The 19,353-nt window shown below is 66.4% G+C and carries 18 protein-coding genes; 14 read left to right on the top strand and 4 right to left on the bottom strand.

The window, feature by feature from the left end:
* The first annotated feature begins 49 nt into the window (after positions 1 to 49).
* From AC5L3X_RS19120 to AC5L3X_RS19145, 6 genes are all read left to right on the top strand, one after another.
* The gene (locus tag AC5L3X_RS19120) at positions 50 to 808 is read left to right on the top strand and encodes a hypothetical protein (protein ID WP_494858472.1); all 759 of its coding nucleotides are present in this window, start codon (positions 50 to 52) and stop codon (positions 806 to 808) included.
* A 382-nt stretch (positions 809 to 1,190) separates the two neighbouring features.
* Positions 1,191 to 1,526 (top strand): hypothetical protein, encoded by a 336-nt coding sequence (locus AC5L3X_RS19125; RefSeq protein ID WP_494858473.1) that lies wholly within the window; start codon positions 1,191 to 1,193, stop codon positions 1,524 to 1,526.
* A 14-nt stretch (positions 1,527 to 1,540) separates the two neighbouring features.
* Entirely contained in the window at positions 1,541 to 2,335 is a 795-nt protein-coding gene (locus tag AC5L3X_RS19130; RefSeq protein WP_494858475.1) for a hypothetical protein, read from the top strand.
* Positions 2,332 to 2,709, top strand: coding sequence for a YbaB/EbfC family nucleoid-associated protein (locus AC5L3X_RS19135; protein WP_494858477.1), 378 nt, complete (start codon positions 2,332 to 2,334; stop codon positions 2,707 to 2,709). Before AC5L3X_RS19130 ends, AC5L3X_RS19135 begins: the two co-directional genes overlap by 4 nt.
* 3 nt (positions 2,710 to 2,712) lie before the next feature.
* A complete protein-coding gene (locus AC5L3X_RS19140) occupies positions 2,713 to 3,033 on the top strand; it encodes a YbaB/EbfC family nucleoid-associated protein (protein ID WP_494858479.1) in 321 nt (106 codons plus the stop codon).
* A gap of 51 nt (positions 3,034 to 3,084) precedes the next feature.
* A complete protein-coding gene (locus tag AC5L3X_RS19145; RefSeq protein ID WP_494858481.1) occupies positions 3,085 to 3,528 on the top strand; it encodes a YbaB/EbfC family nucleoid-associated protein in 444 nt (147 codons plus the stop codon).
* A gap of 4 nt (positions 3,529 to 3,532) precedes the next feature.
* Here AC5L3X_RS19145 and AC5L3X_RS19150 read toward each other — a convergent pair whose 3' ends face one another.
* Both AC5L3X_RS19150 and AC5L3X_RS19155 read right to left on the bottom strand, forming a co-directional pair.
* Entirely contained in the window at positions 3,533 to 4,198 is a 666-nt protein-coding gene (locus tag AC5L3X_RS19150) for a hypothetical protein (protein WP_494858482.1), read from the bottom strand.
* Positions 4,199 to 4,205: 7 nt separating this feature from the next.
* Positions 4,206 to 5,489 (bottom strand): hypothetical protein, encoded by a 1,284-nt coding sequence (locus AC5L3X_RS19155; protein ID WP_494858484.1) that lies wholly within the window; start codon positions 5,487 to 5,489, stop codon positions 4,206 to 4,208.
* A gap of 304 nt (positions 5,490 to 5,793) precedes the next feature.
* Here AC5L3X_RS19155 and AC5L3X_RS19160 point away from each other — a divergent pair, with 304 nt between their 5' ends.
* From AC5L3X_RS19160 to AC5L3X_RS19185, 6 genes are all read left to right on the top strand, one after another.
* Complete coding sequence (locus tag AC5L3X_RS19160) at positions 5,794 to 6,144, top strand: WXG100 family type VII secretion target (protein WP_494858485.1); 351 nt, start codon at positions 5,794 to 5,796, stop codon at positions 6,142 to 6,144.
* Positions 6,145 to 6,182: 38 nt separating this feature from the next.
* A complete protein-coding gene (locus AC5L3X_RS19165; RefSeq protein WP_494858486.1) occupies positions 6,183 to 6,509 on the top strand; it encodes a WXG100 family type VII secretion target in 327 nt (108 codons plus the stop codon).
* Positions 6,510 to 6,575: 66 nt separating this feature from the next.
* The gene (locus AC5L3X_RS19170; RefSeq protein ID WP_494858488.1) at positions 6,576 to 6,959 is read left to right on the top strand and encodes a hypothetical protein; all 384 of its coding nucleotides are present in this window, start codon (positions 6,576 to 6,578) and stop codon (positions 6,957 to 6,959) included.
* 11 nt (positions 6,960 to 6,970) lie between these two features.
* The gene (locus AC5L3X_RS19175; RefSeq protein ID WP_494858489.1) at positions 6,971 to 8,194 is read left to right on the top strand and encodes a WXG100 family type VII secretion target; all 1,224 of its coding nucleotides are present in this window, start codon (positions 6,971 to 6,973) and stop codon (positions 8,192 to 8,194) included.
* 30 nt (positions 8,195 to 8,224) lie between these two features.
* Complete coding sequence (locus AC5L3X_RS19180) at positions 8,225 to 9,358, top strand: pentapeptide repeat-containing protein (protein WP_494858490.1); 1,134 nt, start codon at positions 8,225 to 8,227, stop codon at positions 9,356 to 9,358.
* 1 nt (position 9,359) lies between these two features.
* Positions 9,360 to 10,073: a WXG100 family type VII secretion target gene (locus tag AC5L3X_RS19185; RefSeq protein WP_494858491.1), complete on the top strand. Its 714-nt coding sequence runs from the start codon at positions 9,360 to 9,362 to the stop codon at positions 10,071 to 10,073.
* 257 nt (positions 10,074 to 10,330) lie between these two features.
* Here the strand turns inward: AC5L3X_RS19185 and eccB are convergent, their stop codons facing one another.
* The gene (gene eccB, locus AC5L3X_RS19190; protein WP_494858493.1) at positions 10,331 to 11,746 is read right to left on the bottom strand and encodes a type VII secretion protein EccB; all 1,416 of its coding nucleotides are present in this window, start codon (positions 11,744 to 11,746) and stop codon (positions 10,331 to 10,333) included.
* A 153-nt stretch (positions 11,747 to 11,899) separates the two neighbouring features.
* On the opposite strand from eccB, the gene AC5L3X_RS19195 reads away from it, so the two are divergent.
* Together AC5L3X_RS19195 and AC5L3X_RS19200 are read left to right on the top strand one after the other, a co-directional pair.
* Entirely contained in the window at positions 11,900 to 12,295 is a 396-nt protein-coding gene (locus AC5L3X_RS19195) for a hypothetical protein (protein ID WP_494858495.1), read from the top strand.
* On the top strand, positions 12,292 to 13,641 hold the full coding sequence (locus AC5L3X_RS19200; protein ID WP_494858497.1) for a WXG100 family type VII secretion target: 1,350 nt from the start codon (positions 12,292 to 12,294) through the stop codon (positions 13,639 to 13,641). The genes AC5L3X_RS19195 and AC5L3X_RS19200 overlap by 4 nt, the downstream gene beginning before the upstream one ends.
* A 57-nt stretch (positions 13,642 to 13,698) precedes the next feature.
* Here AC5L3X_RS19200 and AC5L3X_RS19205 read toward each other — a convergent pair whose 3' ends face one another.
* On the bottom strand, positions 13,699 to 18,738 hold the full coding sequence (locus AC5L3X_RS19205; RefSeq protein WP_494858498.1) for an FtsK/SpoIIIE domain-containing protein: 5,040 nt from the start codon (positions 18,736 to 18,738) through the stop codon (positions 13,699 to 13,701).
* Between the last annotated feature and the right edge of the window lie 615 nt (positions 18,739 to 19,353).

Here is a 19,353-nt window from a genome sequence, read left to right on the forward strand (position 1 = left end):
CGAACCGAGGCTGTTCGTGCCCAGCCAGCCCCAGGTGCCGACAGGTCCTGTGAAGATCTACCTCGCCAACCGCCACGGCGCCGTCACGAGTAGCCACACGATCTCGCCGCTGCGCACCGATCCGGGATTCTTCAAGAATCTGCTCGCCGCGCTTAACCCACTGCGCCAGACCAGCAGACGAGCGATGGTGATGTCCGGGGTGGGCATCGCCGTGCTGGCGCTGGATGTGGTGGCTACGCTCAACCTGGGCAACCCTGCTCTGTTCTACGGCCGCCGAGACCGGTGGAGGGAGCTGTCCGGCCTGCTGGGGGGGAACAGGACAGACATGTGGCGCTCTTACTTCGACGATATCGCGCCGCACTGGAGAGGCCACTCGGTCGAGTTGCTCCAGCAGTACATCAGGTTCAACATCCACGAGCTGTATGCCTATCTCGCCGAGTTCTCCGACGAGATGAGCCGCACTATGCAGGGCCAACTCAAGGAGGTCAGCGAGTATGACGCGTCGGTGTTCGCCCTGTACGCCACCTCGGCGCCAGTGCTCAAGACACTGGCCGCGAGTAGTGCCCATCCCGTTGGCCGAACGGCCCTGAGGGCCCAGCTCAGCGTGTTCGGGGGCGCGCTCATCGCTTTCGTCACGCAGTTCGCCGACGTCTTCAGCTCGTACCAGAGCGACCTCAACAGGTTGGAGCTGAAGATGAACGGCGTCAGGGCCGCCTTCTACCCGACTGGCAACCCGACCGAAGACCTGCGCAAGCTCGCACTCGATGACAACATCGAGAACCTGGACGGCAACTGGATCCCGGCATGAGAGAGCTCGACGGCGAGGTGCTCTACCTCCGCCCGAGCCAGCTCGCCCTGCCGCCCGCATTCGCCCTGCGGATGGCGCGGGGGAGGGCGTCCGGTTACGTACTTGTTAAGTCGTGTTGAAGATCTTCGTGTCACCTAGTGAAAACGTGGGACGAATCGTAGGCGGCGCTGGGGAACGATGGTAGGAAGATCAGGTGTCGCATACTGAGCCCATGGCTGGTTTGTCCTCCGACGAGCCTTCGACCTCCCGCACTCCGACCGTCGTGCCGGCGGTGTCCGGCCCGTGCCCGCACACTCCCCCATGCCCCCCTCCGGTATGTCTGGCGCCGGGCCTGCGACCTCAGGGCACCACGGAGGCGGTCGTCCAGCCCGTCAGGCGCCCGGTGGAGCCCGACCCCGCGGCGAGCACCGGCACGGACGGCTACAGCGTCCAGGTGGGCATCGTGAGGAAGTTCGCCGGCGACCTGGCCGGCTCCGCCGATGCCATCGACTCCATCGCACGGGCCACGCCTCGTTTCGAGGGCTGGAACCTCGTCCCCTTCGTCGGCATCCCTGCCATCGGCCTGAAGTTCGTCGGCCGCGTCAACACCGTCACCGACACCTGGGAAGAATGCGCCGACCTCCTCGCCGAGTTGCTCACAACCGACAGTAAGAAGCTGGTTGCGGCGGCGAACAACTACGAGGCGGCCGAAGAGGCCGGCACCATCAAGACCGCTTGAGGAGCGCCGTGTCAATGCCCCCGCAGGAGCCGCCTGGGCGGGTCGTGCCCCCACAGAAGCCTGGCCTTGCCAATCCTGGGCGCACCCGGATAACCGTCACGCCAACTCCGCCCACCAACCCCGGCTTCTACAAGAATCTGATCACCGCGCTGAATCCGCTGCGCCAGACCACCAGGGAAGCGATGGTGCTTTCCGCGGTCGGCGTCGGCGCGCTGGCCCTGGACGTGGCGGCCACCGCCAACCTGGGCGATCCTTTCCTGTTCTACGGCCGCCGCGAACGGTGGAAGGAACTGTCCGGGCTGGTGGAGGCAACCAGGAAGGACGTGTGGGTCTCCTACTTCGGCCCGGTCGTGGACCACTGGGAGGGCGACGCGGTCGCGATGCTCCAGCAATACGTCCGGTTCAAGATCAACAACTTGTACACCCTGCTCAGCAAGATCTCCGATGATATGAGCGGCGCCATGTATAACCAGTGCAAGGAGGTCCTCACGTACGACATGTCGGTGTTCGGTCTGTACGCCACCACGGCGCCGATCCTCAGGACGCTGATGGCCGCGAGCGCTCATCCGGTCGCCCAGCTGACCATGAGGGCGCAGATCGGTGCCTTCCTCACCGTGGCCGGCATCTTCGTCAAGCAGTTCGCCGACATCTGGAGCGCTTACGAGGGGGACCTCAACAAGCTGGAGCTGAAGCTCAACCAGCTCAGAGGATCCTTCTACGAACACGGCAACCCGGACTATGGGACGCGCTTCAAAGACCTCAAGCTCAATGACGACATCACGTACCCGGACAACTGGATCGCGAAATGAGAGAGCTCGACACCTTTGGCGCGGGTGGGGAGGGCAATCTGTCCGGCCTGCTGCGTGAAGTGGGCTCCTGGCTCGATTCGCTGACCGGCGCGCTGGACGAGATGAGCGAGGCGAGGCTGGAAGGCACCGACTCGACGGGGGCCGTGCGGGCCGAGGTGTCCGGCGTCGGACGCCTGCTCGGGCTCTCCATCGATCCTCGGGGGCTGCGCGACCTCGACCACGTCCAACTGGCCGAGGCGGTCCGCGAGGCGATCGCCGCCGCCCACGTTGCGATGGGCGAGCGGATGACAGAGGTCACAGAGGGGCTGGCGGCTCCCACGACTGCTGATGATCCGCTGGATTCCTATATCCAGCAGGTCTTGCGAGGGGATTGAACCGTGGAAGAGATCAGGGATGCGCAGGCCAGGCTGGACGAGCTGATCGCCGTCGCCGAGCGAGCCGAGGCGCGGGTGGAGGAGTGGAGCGCCCGGCAGTTCACCGGCCAGGCCGACGACGGCCGGATCACGGCCACCACCGACTTCCTGGGCGTTCTGGTGAGCCTGGAGATCAGCCCGTTGAGCAGACGGCGGCTGGACGCCACGGCCCTCGCCGACGCGATCTTCGCCGCCATCAACGCCGCGGAGGAGGCCGCGGCGGCCGCCAAGGACGAGCTGATGGATGATCTCCGTCCGCCTCAGTTCGGGAGATTGCACATGTGATCTCCAAGCGCTACTTTGCTGGGCATTTCCCCCATCAGGATGGAGTGGCCGGTGCAGGAGTTCGGGGATTTCGCCAACATCGATATCGAGAAGTTGATCAAGACCGCCGATGGGCAGTTCGCCCGCGTGGAAGAGCTCCAGAAGACCATGGCGGACCTGGTCGGCCGGGCGCAGGATGAGGACGGCCTGGTCACAGTCGAGTTCGCGACCGAGGGGCTGAAGGAGCTCGACCTCCATCCCAAGGCCATGCGCCTCAGCTCGGGCGAGCTCGCCGAGAAGGTGAAGGAGACCATTCGTGAGGCCTCCGACGATCTGCAGCGGCAGGTCAGCGAGGCGATGGGAGAGGTCTTCGGGGAAGAGGACAACCCGATGAACTTCGTCAAGGATCCCGAGGCCGCGCTGCAGCAGGTCAGGAGCGCCGAGGCGGCCTACAACCGGACTTTCGAGGACGTGATGGGCGAGCTCGACCGCATCCGCCGCCGCCTCGACCTCTGATCACCTACTTCCATGTGAGGCTCACCTGCGTGAAGTCCGGCTTCTCTTTCGTGGGCGGGTCGATCTGGCCCCGCAGGTCCAGGCCTTGCACCAAATGCCAGGTGGTGCCTCCCGCGAGGATCAAAGCCGCCGCGCTCGCCAGAACGCGCTTCTTTTTCATGATGTTGTTGAGCGGGATGAGCACCTTGTCGGCGACGCGCATCGCCGCCAGCCGGCCGGCGACCGCTCCGGCCGGTCCCGTAACGCTCGCCGCGTTGGCGGCCATCGCGGCAGTCACCATGATCGTGGCCGCGGTGGTGCAGAAGAGCAGGGATATCCAGGACGCCAAGGCGGACTGGCGTATGGTCTGGCCGGTGCCGGAGACGATGGCGCGTGACTTTTCGAGCTGGTCCTGGAGGACTTTCACCCTGCCATCGAATGCCGTTCTGTCCGCGGCCGTCCATTCGTGCGGGTATTTGGAGTCCTTGGTCTTGGTGAGCTGTTGGGACGCGTCTCCCAGTTGCTTGTAGGCGACCTCCCATTTGTCCGCCAGGGCGGCCTGCCCGGATGGGCTGCTGGCGAGGGCGGCGATGGTGACTGGAATGAGGTAGGCCGACTTGCCTCCTACGAGCTTGGCGGCGTACGTGCTTGCCGCGATCGCGGGTACGAACAAGTACCACCCGCTGTCCATACGCTTCTCACTCCTTGGCCATGTTGCGGTCTTCCGTTTTTTGCCAGTTCAGTTTGGTTTCCCTCAGCTTGTTGTTCCAGCTGTCGAGCAGGTTGCTGCCCTTCTGCAGGTAACCGGCGTGTGACTCCCTGAGGTTGTTGTGAGTGTGGTGAACGCCGGCGCCGAGGAGACCGAATGTCGAGAAGTTCGCCTGGTTGGTGTTCGCTGTCTGCTGTGCCTGTTTCAACCGAGGCGCGACTTCGTTGATGACGATGTAGGCGATGTTCTCTATGTCTCGAGGGTTGACCGTCTTTGTCTGAGGGTCATTGCTGCCGGCATTGGGCCTGGTGGATTCTGGTTGGTTCGCGGTCCTCGGATCCGTGGTCGTGGGGTTGGTGGGCGAGCCGCTGCCGGGGGTGCCTTTGCCAGGGCCGTTCTTGGGTGATGCCTCCGGAGTGCCAGGCGTGTCTTTTGGCGTATCATCCTTTGGCTTTTTATCGTCTTTGTCCGAATTGGGGATCTGGTCGGCAGGGGTGGAGCCGGGGGCGTATGGGCTTGCTGGGTTATCGTCGTCGGTTTTTTCGGCATCCGCTGGTGTTCCGAGGTTTGGGTCGGTGGGGGTTCCGGCGCTGGGGTCGGTGGGCGAGCCACTGCTTGGACCGCCGGGTGGGCCGCCACCGGGTTCGCTGGGTGAGCCACCACCGGGACCGCTTGGTGGGCCACCGCCGGGGTCGGTGGGCAGGCCCGTTTCGGGGGCGCTGGGCAGGCCCGTTTCAGGGGTGCTTGCTTCCGGGTCGGTGGGTGAGCCGGTTTCGGGGGCGCTTGTTCCGGGGTCGGTGGGTGAGCCGGTGCTGGAGTCGGGGGTGGCTGGGTCTCCGGCGTCGGCCGGTGTTTCGGAGTTGGAATCGGTGGGTTTTTCGGAGGTGGGTTCGTCTGCTGGATCTTGGCTATCGTTCTGGTCGGATTTCTGCTGATCCGCGGAGTCTTTTTGAGAGCCGTTGTCGGCTTGCTCTTGGTCGCCCTTGACCGGCTTGTCCTCAGTGACCTGAGAGGTGGAGACGTCAGACGGATCGTCACTTTTGTCCTGGTCTTTGTCCTTGTCATCCACTTTCGCCGGTTCGCTTACCGGCTGACCGGGCTCCGATTGCTGGGAAGGGTCGGCGGCCTTCGAGTCGCGGAGTGCGGCCGGGTCGAGGATCACGACCTGGTCGTGGAGTATCTCGCTGGGTGAGCCGGTGGTGGCCACCTCGGACTGGCCTGGTCCGACTGTCGTACTCCAGTTGATCAGGCTGTCGACATCTAGTCCGCTCATCGCGATCTCCTTCGCCCCATACTGATCGCAAACGTTAGCCCCCGCCTTGGGCGATCAGCGCGGTTTGGGGGCAAACCGCCAGGAATCGCTCCCCATGATCACATACGGTATGACGGGAGTCGCAGACGATCTACCTGCATGTATGTCTGAACGTCCCTATTGTGTTACCTAAACGTGACCTACCTACTTGTTAGTCATGTTGCGAGAGATGGTTACCGTGCTCTTTGATAGCATTCGTGCCGATCTTGGCCTCGGCACCCTAGACCTACGCGGAGAAGCGTAGAACCCGGGAAGAGGAATCGCTATGGCAACAGCTTTTACCGCCGGTCCACAACAGCTCCAGGCCGCTGCCACCAAGGTGGAAGACGCCGCGCAGAAAATCGAAGGCCTCCGCAAGGGGGTTGAGTCGCACGTCAACGAGCTTCTGGGCAACGGTGGGTGGTATGGGCAGGCAGCCACCAGATACCGGAAGCACATGGGCGACTGGGATAGGGCGTGCAAGATCATCCTCGCCGACCTCGAGCGGATTTACGACACGATCAGGTTGAACAGCAAGAACTACGAGAGCGCCGAAGCCGAGGCGCAGAACATCCAGCTCGGTGACGTCCCCGTCAACTCGAACGCGGTCGACCAGGCCATCAACGTGCGCGCCTAGGCTCGTCCATTTTTCAACATACACAAAAGGAGATCACCGTGGGTGACGGTCTTGCACCTGACGTTACGAAGGTCAACTTCAGTCGAATGGCTGCGCAAACGGAGGCCCTCATTGGTGTGGTGAATCAAATGGACCAGATCACCAGCCAGCTCTACAACGACATTCGGACGACGTTCGCGGGTGCCTGGGAGGACGGCGGCGACGGTCAGGGTGCGAAGTCCTTCTTCGACGCTAGTCAGGTCCGTTGGGACCAGCAGGAGAAGAACATGGAGGTGGCGCTCAAGGCCGCGGCCGAGGCAGTCCGTACGGCCAACGAAAGCTACCAGAACACAGAGAACAGAAACCGCAATATGTGGGATGTCTGAACCGTATCCACCGACTCGGTCACCGCTGGCGAGCGGTGACCGAGCTTGCGCATATGACAGGGCGAGATGGCACCCAAGGAAGAGACAGAGGACGGCGGGGACTCGCTCGTCCTGGACCCGAAGTGGCCTGGGCTCGACGGCGGCGAGCCGGTGGAGTATTCGGTCACGCAGATACGGGCGGTCGCCCGCGACCTGGCGTCCGCGAAGAATCTCGACCAGCACGTCGGGCGGCTCGGCGCGGACACCCAGCTGTCACCGGCGGAAGTGGGGCAGTGGGACGACGCGCAGGCGTTCAGCAAGTCCGTCGGCGAGACCAGCGCCGGGGCGAAGTTTCTCCAGGCCTACACCGACTTCGCCAACGCCTATGACCAACTGGTCGCGGCCATCGAGGCGAACGCCGACGCGTACGCGCAAACGAACAGCATGAACGAGGGCGGCAGTGCAGTCTGAGGAGAGTCACCGTGGGTAGCGAACGAGTTGTCCTTGTCATTCGTTCCGACGAGGGCCCTCAAGGGGAGACGGTCAAGGCTCCGAGGAAGAAGATCGAGCAGCTCCTCAGCGACACCAAGCCGGGAGACATCAGCGACGCGGGGTCCACCTATAAGGCCGCGGCCGGGGCGGTCGATCAGGCCGTACAGGCGCTGGAGCAGAGCGCCGGTCAGCTCGCCAAGGTCTGGAAGGGGCCGACGGCCGCCCAGGTGCAGAAGGCGATGCAACTGATGCACGCCAGCGGCGTCGAGCTGTCGTCCAAGATGAAGCAGATGGACGAAGCACTCGGAAGCTATGCCGAGGAGCTGCCCGTCACCCTCGCCAAGGTCGAGAGCATCCCCACCCCTGTGATGCCCCGCGGGACGACCACCGCCGCTGCCGTGTCGGCCTACGAGGAGCGGAAGGCGGCCGAGGACAGGGAAGCGCAGAAGGCGATGCGCGAGCTGAACCAGAAGATGGTCAACATCTTCAACAGTGCCGTGCCGACGACCGTTTCGTACGAACTTCCCACGGTCGCCATCCCCGGCAACGAAGGGTCGGCGAACCAGAAGCCCGTGGTCTTTTCCGAGTTGCCGGCGAACGCGGCGGAGACTGGCTCCCCGGGCTCTGGCGACCCGCTCGCACCTGGCATCGGCAACGGCCCGAGTGAGGCCGGCACGATTCCGACGGGTACGAGCCCCAGCGCTACCAGCCCGACGGGGAGCGGCATCAGCGACCCGGGCACGGGGACCTCCAACACAGCGGGTCAGAACGGCATAGAAGGCACGGGATCGGACCCGCTCAGTACGCAGCGGCAGACCGGGCTCACCGACGGCACCGTGCCTTCCGTGATCGGCGACCCTCGATCCACCGAGTCGGCCAACTTCTCTCCGCAGACGACGGCCACGGCCACCCCCTTCACCTCCACGCCGTTCACAGGTGCCCCGAACGCCACCACGCTGATGCCCCCGACGACCAGCCACGCTCCCGGTGTTCCGTCGGTTCTCGGTACTCCAGGGGCACTCGGAGGGGCGCCCGTCGGTGGTCATGCCGCCTCCGTGCGACCCATGGGCGGAATGGGCGGAATGATGCCGTTCATGCCGATGGGTATGGGTTCGGTCGGCTCCGAGCAAGGCACTGAAATCGGGACGAACCTTACGGAGGATCGTGACATCTGGAACACTTCGCACGTGGTGACCGAACCTCGCATCGGCTGACAGCGGGGCTGGTAGGGGAAAGGGGGGCTGGTGGGTAATCAACATCCATACTCGAACGGGAACCTGCCGCAAGGGCTGAACTTCGCGCCGTCGTCCGGGGTGAAGTTCAAAAAAGGCGAGATTGAGAGAACCAGCCAGACGCTTGGCTCGGACCGTACGCAGGTGGACAATGTCCTGGGCCGGACCAACGCAACCGACATCACCTTTCCCTACTATGGCGTGGCCGCTATGGATCTGTACTCCAAGCACATTGAGGCGCGTAACAGCCATGCCAAGGTGCTTACGGTTGCCAAAGAGGTTCTGGCCTCCTGGGAGACGGCGTTAAGAGAAGCGGATAAGAGGTACACCAAGGCGGACGACGATTCGCCGATCAATCAGCTCCAGGACATGCCGAACACGAACCTCCCGAACGGGAGCCTCCCGAACACGAACTTCCCGAACGCCAATCTGCCCAACACGAACCCCAACTACACGAACCCCAACTACACGAACCCCAACTTCACGAACCCCGACCTCGCGAATCCGGACCTCAAGAATCCTGATCTCGGGAACCCTGATCTGAAGAACCCGGACCTGGCGAGCCCCGATCTTGGGAACCCTGATCTCGGGAGTCCTGATCTTGGGAGTCCTGGTCTCGGGAGTCCCGATCTTGGGAGTCCTGATTTCACGAACCCTGACCTCGCGAATCCGGACCTCAAGAATCCTGATCTCGGGAACCCTGATTTCAAGAACCCGGACCTGGCGAATCCGGACCTCAAAAACCCTGATCTGGCGAATCCGAACCTTTCCGATCCCACGAAGACGGGCCTTTCCGGCTACGATCCGTCCACCACGCCGTCGATCCAGCAACCGCGCCTTCCGGAGAGCACCCCCTCGGTGGACCCGGGCCGCTTCACCACCGGTTCGCCGGGCCCCGGAACCGGCATCGGAACCGGTGTCGGTGCGCCAGGCACCGGCAATCAGGTTCCCGCTCTGGCCAAGGGTGCGGTCAACGGGCTCGGCGGGATGGGGGGCATGCCGTTCATGCCGATGGGCGGCATGGGCGGCGCGGGAGGCGAAAGAGAGAAGGATGGTTCCACGTCCGACCTGCTGCGTGGGGACGAAGAAGACTGGGGCATGGACGAGGACGTAGCACCGGCGGTTCTCCAGCACAGGGACGTGTGACGTGGGCCTCGGCAGGGAGAGTTTTCTGCTGGGCGCCGCGTTGGCGACTGCCAGTGCACCGTTCATCGGCCACCCCGCTGCTATCTCCGTCGCGGCATTGATCGGGACCCTCGTAGCGAATCCCGACTCCATGAGGGACGCGGGAAACGCGTGGTCGAATAACAGCGAGTTGGAAGCCCTTCGGAACTCGGTAACTAAACTGCAAACAGATCTGACAGAGGTCGCCGAATGGGACGGAGCGGCCGCTGAGACCGTCAACACGGCGCTCAAGAAGTTCATTGATGAGACGCAGGGACTCCACGAATACCGTAACGGCGTGGGAGGCGTCCTCAACAGTAGTGCGACCCTTTACAACATCCTTTCGGTGGCAGTGCTCGCCATCGGGGTGGTGATGGCGAAGATGGCAGTGGCCAGTGTGGCCAGCCACGCGAATCCAGGAGCCTGGGCCGCTGTCAAGCCGGCGCTCATCGCCGGCGTGAAGAGCTTGTGGGTCAGCCTCAAAGGGATGCGTTCCAAACTTTTGATGTTCGCAATGGGGGTGGGCGGCTTGTACATGATCCTCACCATGATGACCTCGCAACAGGGGATGAAGTTTCAGGACATGATGGCCGGCGCGCGCTTCCAGGGTGCCGAGCTCACCAACGATGAAAGCAGCGGAAGGCCCATGCCGGATTTCGAAACCTCCGCTCCAGATCTCGAAAACCCCCAGGTGTGACAACCGTCTTCCTCGCCGCCGCCGGTCGATGACATCCTCGACCTGAGGAAGAAGGCGGCGCCCAAGAGCGCCTGGAAACTGCCTGCCGCATTCCGCTCGAGCGTTCGGACACGCTCGACGAGCACCCTGTTGGAGCGGTGTGGTGGGCGCTGATCCCAGGTTGACCCCGCCCGTATGAACATGCCGACCGTGAGATCACGGCACCCGGTCCGGGTGGACCCGGAGCCGTTCTCACGGCTCCGGGTGTCGTGCCCCCGCTACCCGTTGATCTTCACCGGCGTGCGCGCCGCCGCCGGATCGAGCCGGGGACCTTCGGGGATCATGTGCAGGAGCTGGGCCGGCAGCGGCGCGACGGACGAGGCGTCGTACCCGAAGGTGTCAAGCTGCGCTCCTGACTGCAGGGGATAGAGCCGGTTCTGGTCGCTGATCAGGTAGTAGGTGTTGATCGCCGACAACTGCCCGTCGCCCGGCAGCAGCCCGGCCATCGCGGCCCCGCCAGGAGGCAGCAGGATCTGGTCGAAGTGCTCCTGGCTGCCGGTCGTCGCGGGGACTGGAATGGCGATCCTGCCACCGCTGGTGATCTTGGCGCGCGTCGAGCCCTTCTGTGTCTCCGCGTACACCGCGCACAGCGGAGCCTCCACCGAGGGCGTGATCACCTTCGGCATCGTCGAGGGCAGCCCTCCGCCCAGGAGTTGCAGCTTGGACGGCGCCGAGTTGGCGGTCGCGGCGTCGATCTCGATCGGCACCACCGGCCGATTCCCGTACGCCCTCTTGCTGGCCGGGTCGTTGCGGATCAGCGTGGCCTGGGTGACGGTGATCGGCGCGAGGCCGTCCTGGGCGAGTACGTACCACCGGTCCGCGCCGCCGGCGATGCCGGGGGTGGTGAAGATCTGACCGACGCGCGCCGCCTTGCCGGTCGGCCCTCGCACCACCTTGCCCCGGTTGGGGATGGATGGACCCCGGAAGTCGCGCCCGGTCGGGATGGCGTTGATCCAGGCGGCCGGCACCTTCCTGAGCCCGGTCGCGCCGAGCGCGTTGATCCCCTCTGGGCCTACCTTCATCTTCTGGTCGGACCAGATCACCCAGCCCTGCTGCTGATCGTCGGTGACGATCATCGCGCCGTTTCCGACCGGCGAGCCGCCGATGTCGATGCCACCCACGAGCGTCACGTACGTCTGGGTCGCTCCGGCCGCGTCGGCCGTCTGTCCGACACACACCGACCAGGGCCCCTTGACCAGGTTCTTCTTGTCCGGCAGGGAGTCGGGCGCCCCGGGAATGCCCACGTACGGTCCCCGGGCGAAGCCCGCCAGGGAGGCGGCGGAAACGTTGCGTACCTTGACATTGGATTCGTCGAGCAGCAGGCGCGCGGAGACGTAGTTGGCGACGGGCAGCAGCTTGTTGTCCTGCGCGCTGTAGACGTACTTCGCCCCGCTCTCCTCCTCCACGAGCAATTGCCCGGGATCAGTGAGCTTCGTCGCGTTGCCAGGTTTGACCAGCCCCCAGATGCCGAACCCCGCTGTGATCAGTGCGGCGATGATCAATCCGCAGAACATGGCCACCGTGTGCCGCCGCATGGGCGACTCGGGCACATCGGGCTCGGCCTGCAACAACGCCATGCCGAGGCGCTGCATCATCAGCCGATGAGCCTGATAGAGGTCCTTCCGGGTCTGCATGCCACTCCGTTTCGGCGGGGGAGGAGTGTGACTGACAACAGGACAGCATAGGAGTGTCCCCGAGCGTCTCCTGAATCCGCTGGGAGCTATGTCCTTTTTCTGTACGACGCGCCCTTTGGGCTACTAGGCTCTTGATCGAACTGGAGGTGTGCTATGGCGGATCCGGACGAGCGGCTTGGCTTGCCTGGGCTCAACCCCGGCAAGGACTGGCCCGGGCTCGATCCCGACAGGGATGGGATCACGTTCAGCCCTGACAAGTTGAAGAAGATCGCGAAGGACCTTGAGCAAGAGCTTGATCGGCTCAGCGGGGGGATGCCTGGCTCTCTGCGGCACCTGTCGGAGGAGACGCGGGTGCCCTACGCCGGCACAGACAACTGGGAAGCCGGGGAGACCCTGCACAAGAGCCTGAAGCAGGGCAACGAGTACTTCACGGAGATCTACAGGGGGATCGTCGACGACTATCGCAAGGCCATCGCGCTGATCTACGCCGGGGCCAACGATTACGAGGCGGTTGAAAGACTGATGAGCGATGGGGGGATTCCCGGATGACGGAGTACGAGGTCAGAGCCAACGGGGACTTCGCCGTCCACGGTGAGCAGCCCGTGGAAAAGGTCAAGAGAATCTTGGAATCGGTCAATCCGCGGGCTATCGAGAAGGCTGGTGACGCCTACCTCAACGCCTCTTCCACGCTGGAGGTGGCGAGGCGGGCGGTCGAGGACGCCGGCAAGGCGATGGCGGACGTCTGGGGCGGCAAGGCGTCGGTCAAGGCGCAGCAGGCGTTGCAGACCTTGCATGGTGCGCTCGAAGCGCTCGGTGACAATGCCAACCGAATGGGGCGCCCCCTCCAATCGCTCGGCAAGACCGTCATCCCTCCCTATCAGAACGATTTCGGTGGGTGGCACAACTGGGACGACGGGAGCAGTTGGGACGACTCGCTCCCGGACATCTTCGTCAACACCAAGGACGGGGTGAACTGGTTCGGCTCCGACAATGAAGCGGCGACCGACCACCTGAGGAAGTTCAATAACGCGCTGAACACTTGGCACAACCTGCTGCCCGAATCTCTGACCGAGGACTTGCCCAAGCTTAAGTGGCCCACCCCGGACCAGAACGATCACCCGGTTCCCAAGTACCCCACGGTCGACCTTCCTGACAGGGGTAACAGCCCGAGCTACTCTCCTGATCCCAACGGGAACCTCCCGCAGAACAACGGTCCCAAGACCGATCCTGCGAACGATAACAACCCGAGCATCACGGACCCGAACGCCACAGACCCGAACGCGACAAACCCGAACGGTACGGATCCGAACCCCACGGACCCGAACGCAACGAACCCGAACACGAACCCGAACGGTACGGATCCGAACCCCACGGACCCGAACGCGAATGGGCCAGGAAACGGCAACGTGAACGGAAACCTATCCGGCACCGATCAGCCGGGGCTCAATCCCTCCCTGAACCCTGGTGGTTTCAACGGCGCCACGAATCCCAACGGCACCGACCCACGGTCGACCGGCCTGTCCGACTACCAGCCGCCGAAGCTGGACACCCCGCCGTTCTCCACCACAGGCCCCAACGCCTCGACCTCGCCCACCACGTACCTGCCTGCGGGCAACCCCTCGGCGACGGTCCCGGGCGTGGGCACGGTCCCAGGCATAGGCCCCGGCACGAACATCGGCACGAATGTTCCTGTGAACACGAACGGAGCCAGCCTTCTCCGCGCCGGAGGTACTACGACCGGCGTGCCCGGAATGGGGATGCCCTTCATGCCCATGGGCGGCATGGGCGCGGGCGGCGGCGAGGAACGCACGAGCGAGACGTCCACCTGGCTCGTGGAGGAGGACGACGTGTGGGGCGGCCCCGCCAAAGACGTCGTCGACGACACCATTCGCTGACAGGCATTCGGGGCCGGCCCCCTCCACCGCTCACACGATGGCGGGGGCTCGCTTTCTTCAGGCGTCTGCATCTGGGAGGGCTGCCTGCACCGGCAGGGTGGCGCCCGCGGTGACAAGGAGACCGCGTCCAGGAGGCCCGCCGACGGCGCCGCGCGGGAGTCGGATGGTGAACAGGTCGCCGTCGGAAGGGCTCTGCACGGACAGCAGTAAGCCTGTCCGAGCCTTACGCGTCTCAGCCGTGAAGCCCCGGAAAGACGTGGCCAGGTCACCCGTGGTCCCCGCGACGATCAGCCCGTGCTCGCCGTCCCTGCCCGACCGGAGCACCTCGTCCAGTGCCATCCCGAGCGGTGAGTCGGGGTTGACGAGCTCGGCGTCGTCCACCAGCACCACGTAGCGCTCCAGCCCGGCGACCAGCTCCTGGAGCTGGTCGCTGTTGCCGTCCAGCACGGCGAGCGTCCCTTCCAGAGTCCTCAGCGGGCTGCGCCTGGGGGTTACGGCGATGACGGGCGTGCCGGACGAGATCAGCGACCTCGCGGCCGTGAGCAGCGTCGAGGAGCGCCCTGAGCGCGCGGGCCCGGCGATCACCGCGCCCGGCCCCTGGGCGAGCAGGTCGACCCCCTGGGGCGTCAGCGCGTCGCCTCCCGCGCCGATCAGTGCCCAAAGGGGAGAAGGCGGCTGGAAACCGGGTACGAGGTCGAACGTCTGGCTCGCGGTGATCCGCACCGGCAGGGCGTCCACCCGCAGCGGCTGCTGTCCTTCGCGCTGTCCGGTGCCGGAGGTGAGGGTGCGGGCCATGGACTGCAGGGCGGCCACCTGAGCGGGGCCTGAAGAATCATCGGAAAGCAGGGCGATCTGGTGCTCCACGATGCCGTGCTCACCCAGCGACAGGGCGCGTCCGGGCGGCATGGACGACGGAAGCCCCTTGATCGGCAGCCCGGCCAGGCCGTAATCGGACGGATCCGCCAGGCGCAGGATCAGCCGGTCGTCGAACACCGTGGACACCTGGCCCATCAGGCTCGAACGGTCGCCGGTGACGACCGCGCGCAACCCGACAGCCGGCCCCTCCCGCAGCAACTGCAGCAACGCCTCGGGCAGCCGCCCGTAGTCGTAGCCCTCGAACGCGGCGACGAACCCCTCCCAGCGGTCGAGCATGAACACCAGCCAGGGCAGGCGATGCCCGGCCTGACGGTATTCGGCCAGCGAGGCGTGGCCGGCCTCGGCCAGCAACTGCTGACGGCGGCCCACCTCGGCACTCAACCTGGAGAGGAGACGTTCGACGCGATCGAGCTGGTCGCGGGTCACGACGGCGCCGCAGTGCGGCATCGCCACGAGAGGCAGCAGCGCGCCCGAGCCGCAGTCGATCGCGTGGATGTGCACGTCGGCGGGAGAGGCCTGGGCGGCGATCGCGCCCGCGATCGTGCGGAGCGCCGTGGACCTTCCGCTGCGTGCCGCGCCGGCGATGAGGAGGTGGCCGCCGTGGCTCAGGTCCAGCGCGAGCGGGCGCCGGTCCTGCGCCCACGGCCGGTCCGTGACCCCGAACACCAGCGGCCGCACCTCGCTGAACGTTCGCTGACCGGTGGAGGCGCCGTTGCCGGACCCGTCGCCGAATCCCTTCGAGCCTCGCGCGGGCCACGCGTCCGGCCCCAGCCGGCCAGGCCCCATGAGCGCCCCGGGCCTCGCGAGCGCCCCTGGTATCGATCCGGCCTGTGCCCCGCTCTCCCCGAACAACTCGTCGAGGACGAGCCGCGTGGGAAGCGGCTCCAGCCACGGACTCGGCTGCCGTCGTACGCCGGTCAGCCGGGTGGCTTCGATGACGGCGTCGGCCAGAATCGACAGGTCAGTGACCGTTGACTCCTCCGTAGGCTCAGGCGGCGCGGGCAGCGCCCGGCCCAGCGACCGCCAGTCGACCTCGACCACCCGCACCGGCACGCTGTCCTCGGCGCCTCTCCCGATCCCGATCACGCCACCCGGCCTCCCCGCCCCGGACAGGTTGCCCGCGTCATGACCACCCTCGGCTGGATGAGGTGCGGGGAGTAGAGGTGGTGGAGCCGCATGGAGCCCGGGCCGCTGGCCAGGTGTGCCATCGCGGTAGGGAGACAGCCGTCTGGACGCGGGCAGGGGGCTGCGGCCTCCCACCCGTGCTGTCTGGACGGCCGTCGCGGCGCCCACGCCGGACTTCACGTAGCAGCGGCCGGGCGTCGACTTGGAGATATGGGCCGCGTCCGGCAGGTCGATCACGTCCGTCGACTCCATGGGCTCGGTGACCCTGAGCGCGATCCGCAGCGAAGTGTTGGCCTGGATGTCGGCCGTCACAACACCTGCCGGGCGCTGGGTGGCCAGGATGAGGTGGATGCCCAGCGAGCGACCCCGGCGGGCGATGTCGACGAGCCCGGCCACGAAGTCGGGCAACTCGGCCACCAGCGCCGCGAACTCGTCGATGATCAGCACCAGCCGCGGCAGCGGGTCACCGGTGTAGTCGTCGATGTCCTTGGCCCCGGCCGCCAGCAGCAGGCGCTCGCGGCGGCGGACCTCGGCGGCGAGGGAGTCGAGGGCCCGCTGGGTCAGGTGGCCGTCGAGGTCGCTGACCATGCCGACCGTGTGCGGCAGTCGTACGCACTCCTTGAACGCGGCGCCGCCCTTGTAGTCGATCAGCACGAACGTCAGCTGGTCGGGGCGGTTGGCCACCGCGAGCGAGCAGATCAGGGTCTGCAGCAGCTCGGACTTGCCCGCTCCGGTGGTGCCGGCGATCAGTCCGTGCGGGCCGTCGAGGCTGAGGTCGACCGAGAAGCGGCCGTCCGGGCCGACACCGATCACGGCCTTGGTCGAGCCTTGGTCGCGCCAGCGGGCGGCGATCTCCTGGCCGGAGGGGGAGCGCAGGCCCAGCAGGTCGAGCAGGCGGACCGCGCCCGGCAGGTTGCCCGAGGGATCGTCGCGGCTCACGTCGCGGATCGGCGCGAGCGCCCTCGCCAGCCGGTCGCACCACGACGGTGAGACGAGATCGCCCAGCACCGGGCCGATGACGTCGAGCCCGCCGCCTCGCAGGTGGACGAGCCCGTCGGACCCGCACGCCGCGACCGTCGCGCACTCCTCGGGCAGCAGCCGCTGGTCGTCGTCGAGCGCCAGGGTGAAGACGCCCGTGCGCGGACCCTGGCGCAGCACCTGCGGCATGCCGGGCAGTCCGCGCAGGACCTGGGCGCCGTCGAGCACGACCAGCACGTCGTAGGGGCGCTCGTCGAAGGTGGCGAAGGCGGGCGCTTCGGGACCGCCGAGGTCGTCCCACCCCGTGGGGATCTTGCCCAGCTCGGGGATCGCGGTGTTCTGGCGTTCGTCGATGAGGGACGCCAGCTCGGCGACCCGGCGCGCGGCGGACTCGGGGTCGGTGCCGACCAGGGCCACGCAGTCCTCGCCGCCGCGCGGCGCGCAGTGCGGCAGCCAGCGCACCCAGCCCCAGCGGCGCTCACCGTCGGGGTGCGCGGACAGGACCACGATGGCGAGGTCACGTGGGCTGTGCAGGGTCGCGGCCTGCCCGATCAGCCAGCCGGCCAGGCCGACGGCGGCGTCGCGCGGGCCGGTGACGCCGGCCACGCCGAGCCTGCGCATGGCCAGCGCCACGGGCACGGCGCGGCAGACCGGCGGGTCGATGGGGCCGCCGGTCTGCTCCTCGGTGAGCTCCAGACCGGCGGGCAGGTCGGCCAGACCGACTCTGAGCCGGAGCGAGTCGGGGTCGTGGATGCGCCGCTCCCACAACCGCCTGCGTGGCCCCGTGGCGGTGAGCAGCACCTGGGCGGGGTCGGGCGCGTCGGCCCTGCGCTCGAGCTCGTCCTGAGCCCTGGCCCGCTCGACGGCCGTCTCGTAGGCCTCCAGCCGCTCCTTGAACTCCTTGGCCGCCTTCCGATGCTGCTTCCTGCCATGACGGCGATCGCTCCACCACTGCCCGATCATGATCACTGGGGTCATCAGGGCGAAGAGCAGGAAATACCACTGCTTCAGAACGTAGGCGAGCGTCAGGCCCACCACCGCCGGGAGGAACGCTGCCAGCAGTTGCAGCCGCATCCCCTCGGCCCGGCGCGGCTCCTGTGGCTTCTTGAACGCCCGTTGTCCCTCGGTGCGGCGGAGCCGGGGCGGCCGGTTGTAGGCCAGGCCACCCTCGGGCCGAGGCGCGAGGTGGGCGTCCCGCGGCTCGATCGCGGTGAGGGTGAACACGGATGATCCGGAGGTCAACACCGCGTGCTCGGGCCAGTCGGCCGCCTCTGCCAGTGGCCGCGCGTCCAGCTCGGGGCTCTGCCAGGTGTCGGAGGACAGCTCGGCCGCCTCCCGCTCCGCGACCCGCGCGGTGAGCTCGGCGACCTCCTCGGCCCACCGGCCCTTCAGCCTCAGCCGCGGGGCCTGCTCAGGCGGCGTCCGCCGGGCGGCCTCCACGGTGATCGCGTCAGGGGTGACGCGGAGAGCGACGGCCTCAGGGGCCAGCATCGGATCCGCCACGGCGATCGCGCACATGGGGTCTGACCCGATGACGTGCACCCCGAGCCCCAGGCGGTGCACCGCGCCGGCGGCGGGACCGCCCACGACCCGCACCTCGGCCACCCCGCCAGGCTCCTCGATGATCGTGGACCTCGCCAGGCGGGGATCGAGCGTGACCTTGTCGCCGTCACGCAGCACCGCCGTGGCCGGCGCACGCGGGTCAAGAGGCCGCCCGTTGCGCCACAACGTCGTCGAATCCCCGGCCGCCCCGGCAGCCGAATCGCCCCATCCTGGCTCGTCACTCCGCCCGGGGACGCGTGGGTCGCGTTGTCCGGGCCGACGCGTCGACTCGCTCCAGCCTGGTCGGCGCGGGTGAGGCGCGTCCGCGCCGCCGGGCCCCCGTGGTGACCGGTCACCCCACCCGGGCCCTGGATGGCGAGGGTTGGGGATGGATGCCGGGCCGCCGGGGTCCGACATGCCGTAGGGCGCCCGCGCTCGTGGCAGCCGGACGACCTTGGCGAGCGGCTCCTGACCGCCGAGCGCCTCGCTCACCCTGGCGACCGTGGCGCCGTCGTCGCCGTCGATCACGACATCACGGTCGCCCTGCTCGCCGAGCACGGTGAGCATGATCCGCATGGGCCGTCTCCTCGGTCGGAACTCGGCGCCAAGGTAGCGCCCGAAGCGACGTTAAGCCCGCCGGTTGGCGGCAACGGCATGGAATCCGCAAGTTGTGGATAACCGGCCCGCCACCGAAAAGGCTGTGGAAAAGCTCGCGGCCGCCGGTCATCCATGCTATTTGCCGCATTCGACCGCAGGTAGACCCCTTTCGAAAGGCTTCTCCGGGTGCGTGACGCGGGTAAGTCCGGCTCGCCCCTCATGCGAGGACGAAAGCCCTCGATGAGGCGGACCGAAAAGCGGCGGGCGTGTGGCAGGATCGTCGGCGATGGCGAGTAGGGTCACCATCGCCACAGGCCAGAGGTCAGATGGTGGCGGTCGAGAAACCAAATGGCAGGGTTCGGGACAAACGATCAAAGGGCTCCTGAGCCCGTAAATCCCGAAACATCAGTGAACAGTGCTGCACATGTTAAAGATGTGACTCATAGCGGTAGAAATTATGCGCGTCAACTCGCTAGAAAAAACTGGTATGGATTTCGTCGAGTTGACACCGCCCTACCTGCGAAACGAGCATGGTTCCTCGCGTTCCAGCCCCGCCTCACCGCGCGGTTGCACATAATGGCGTGAATTCGACAT

The organism is Nonomuraea sp. CX421 (genome assembly GCF_059358955.1).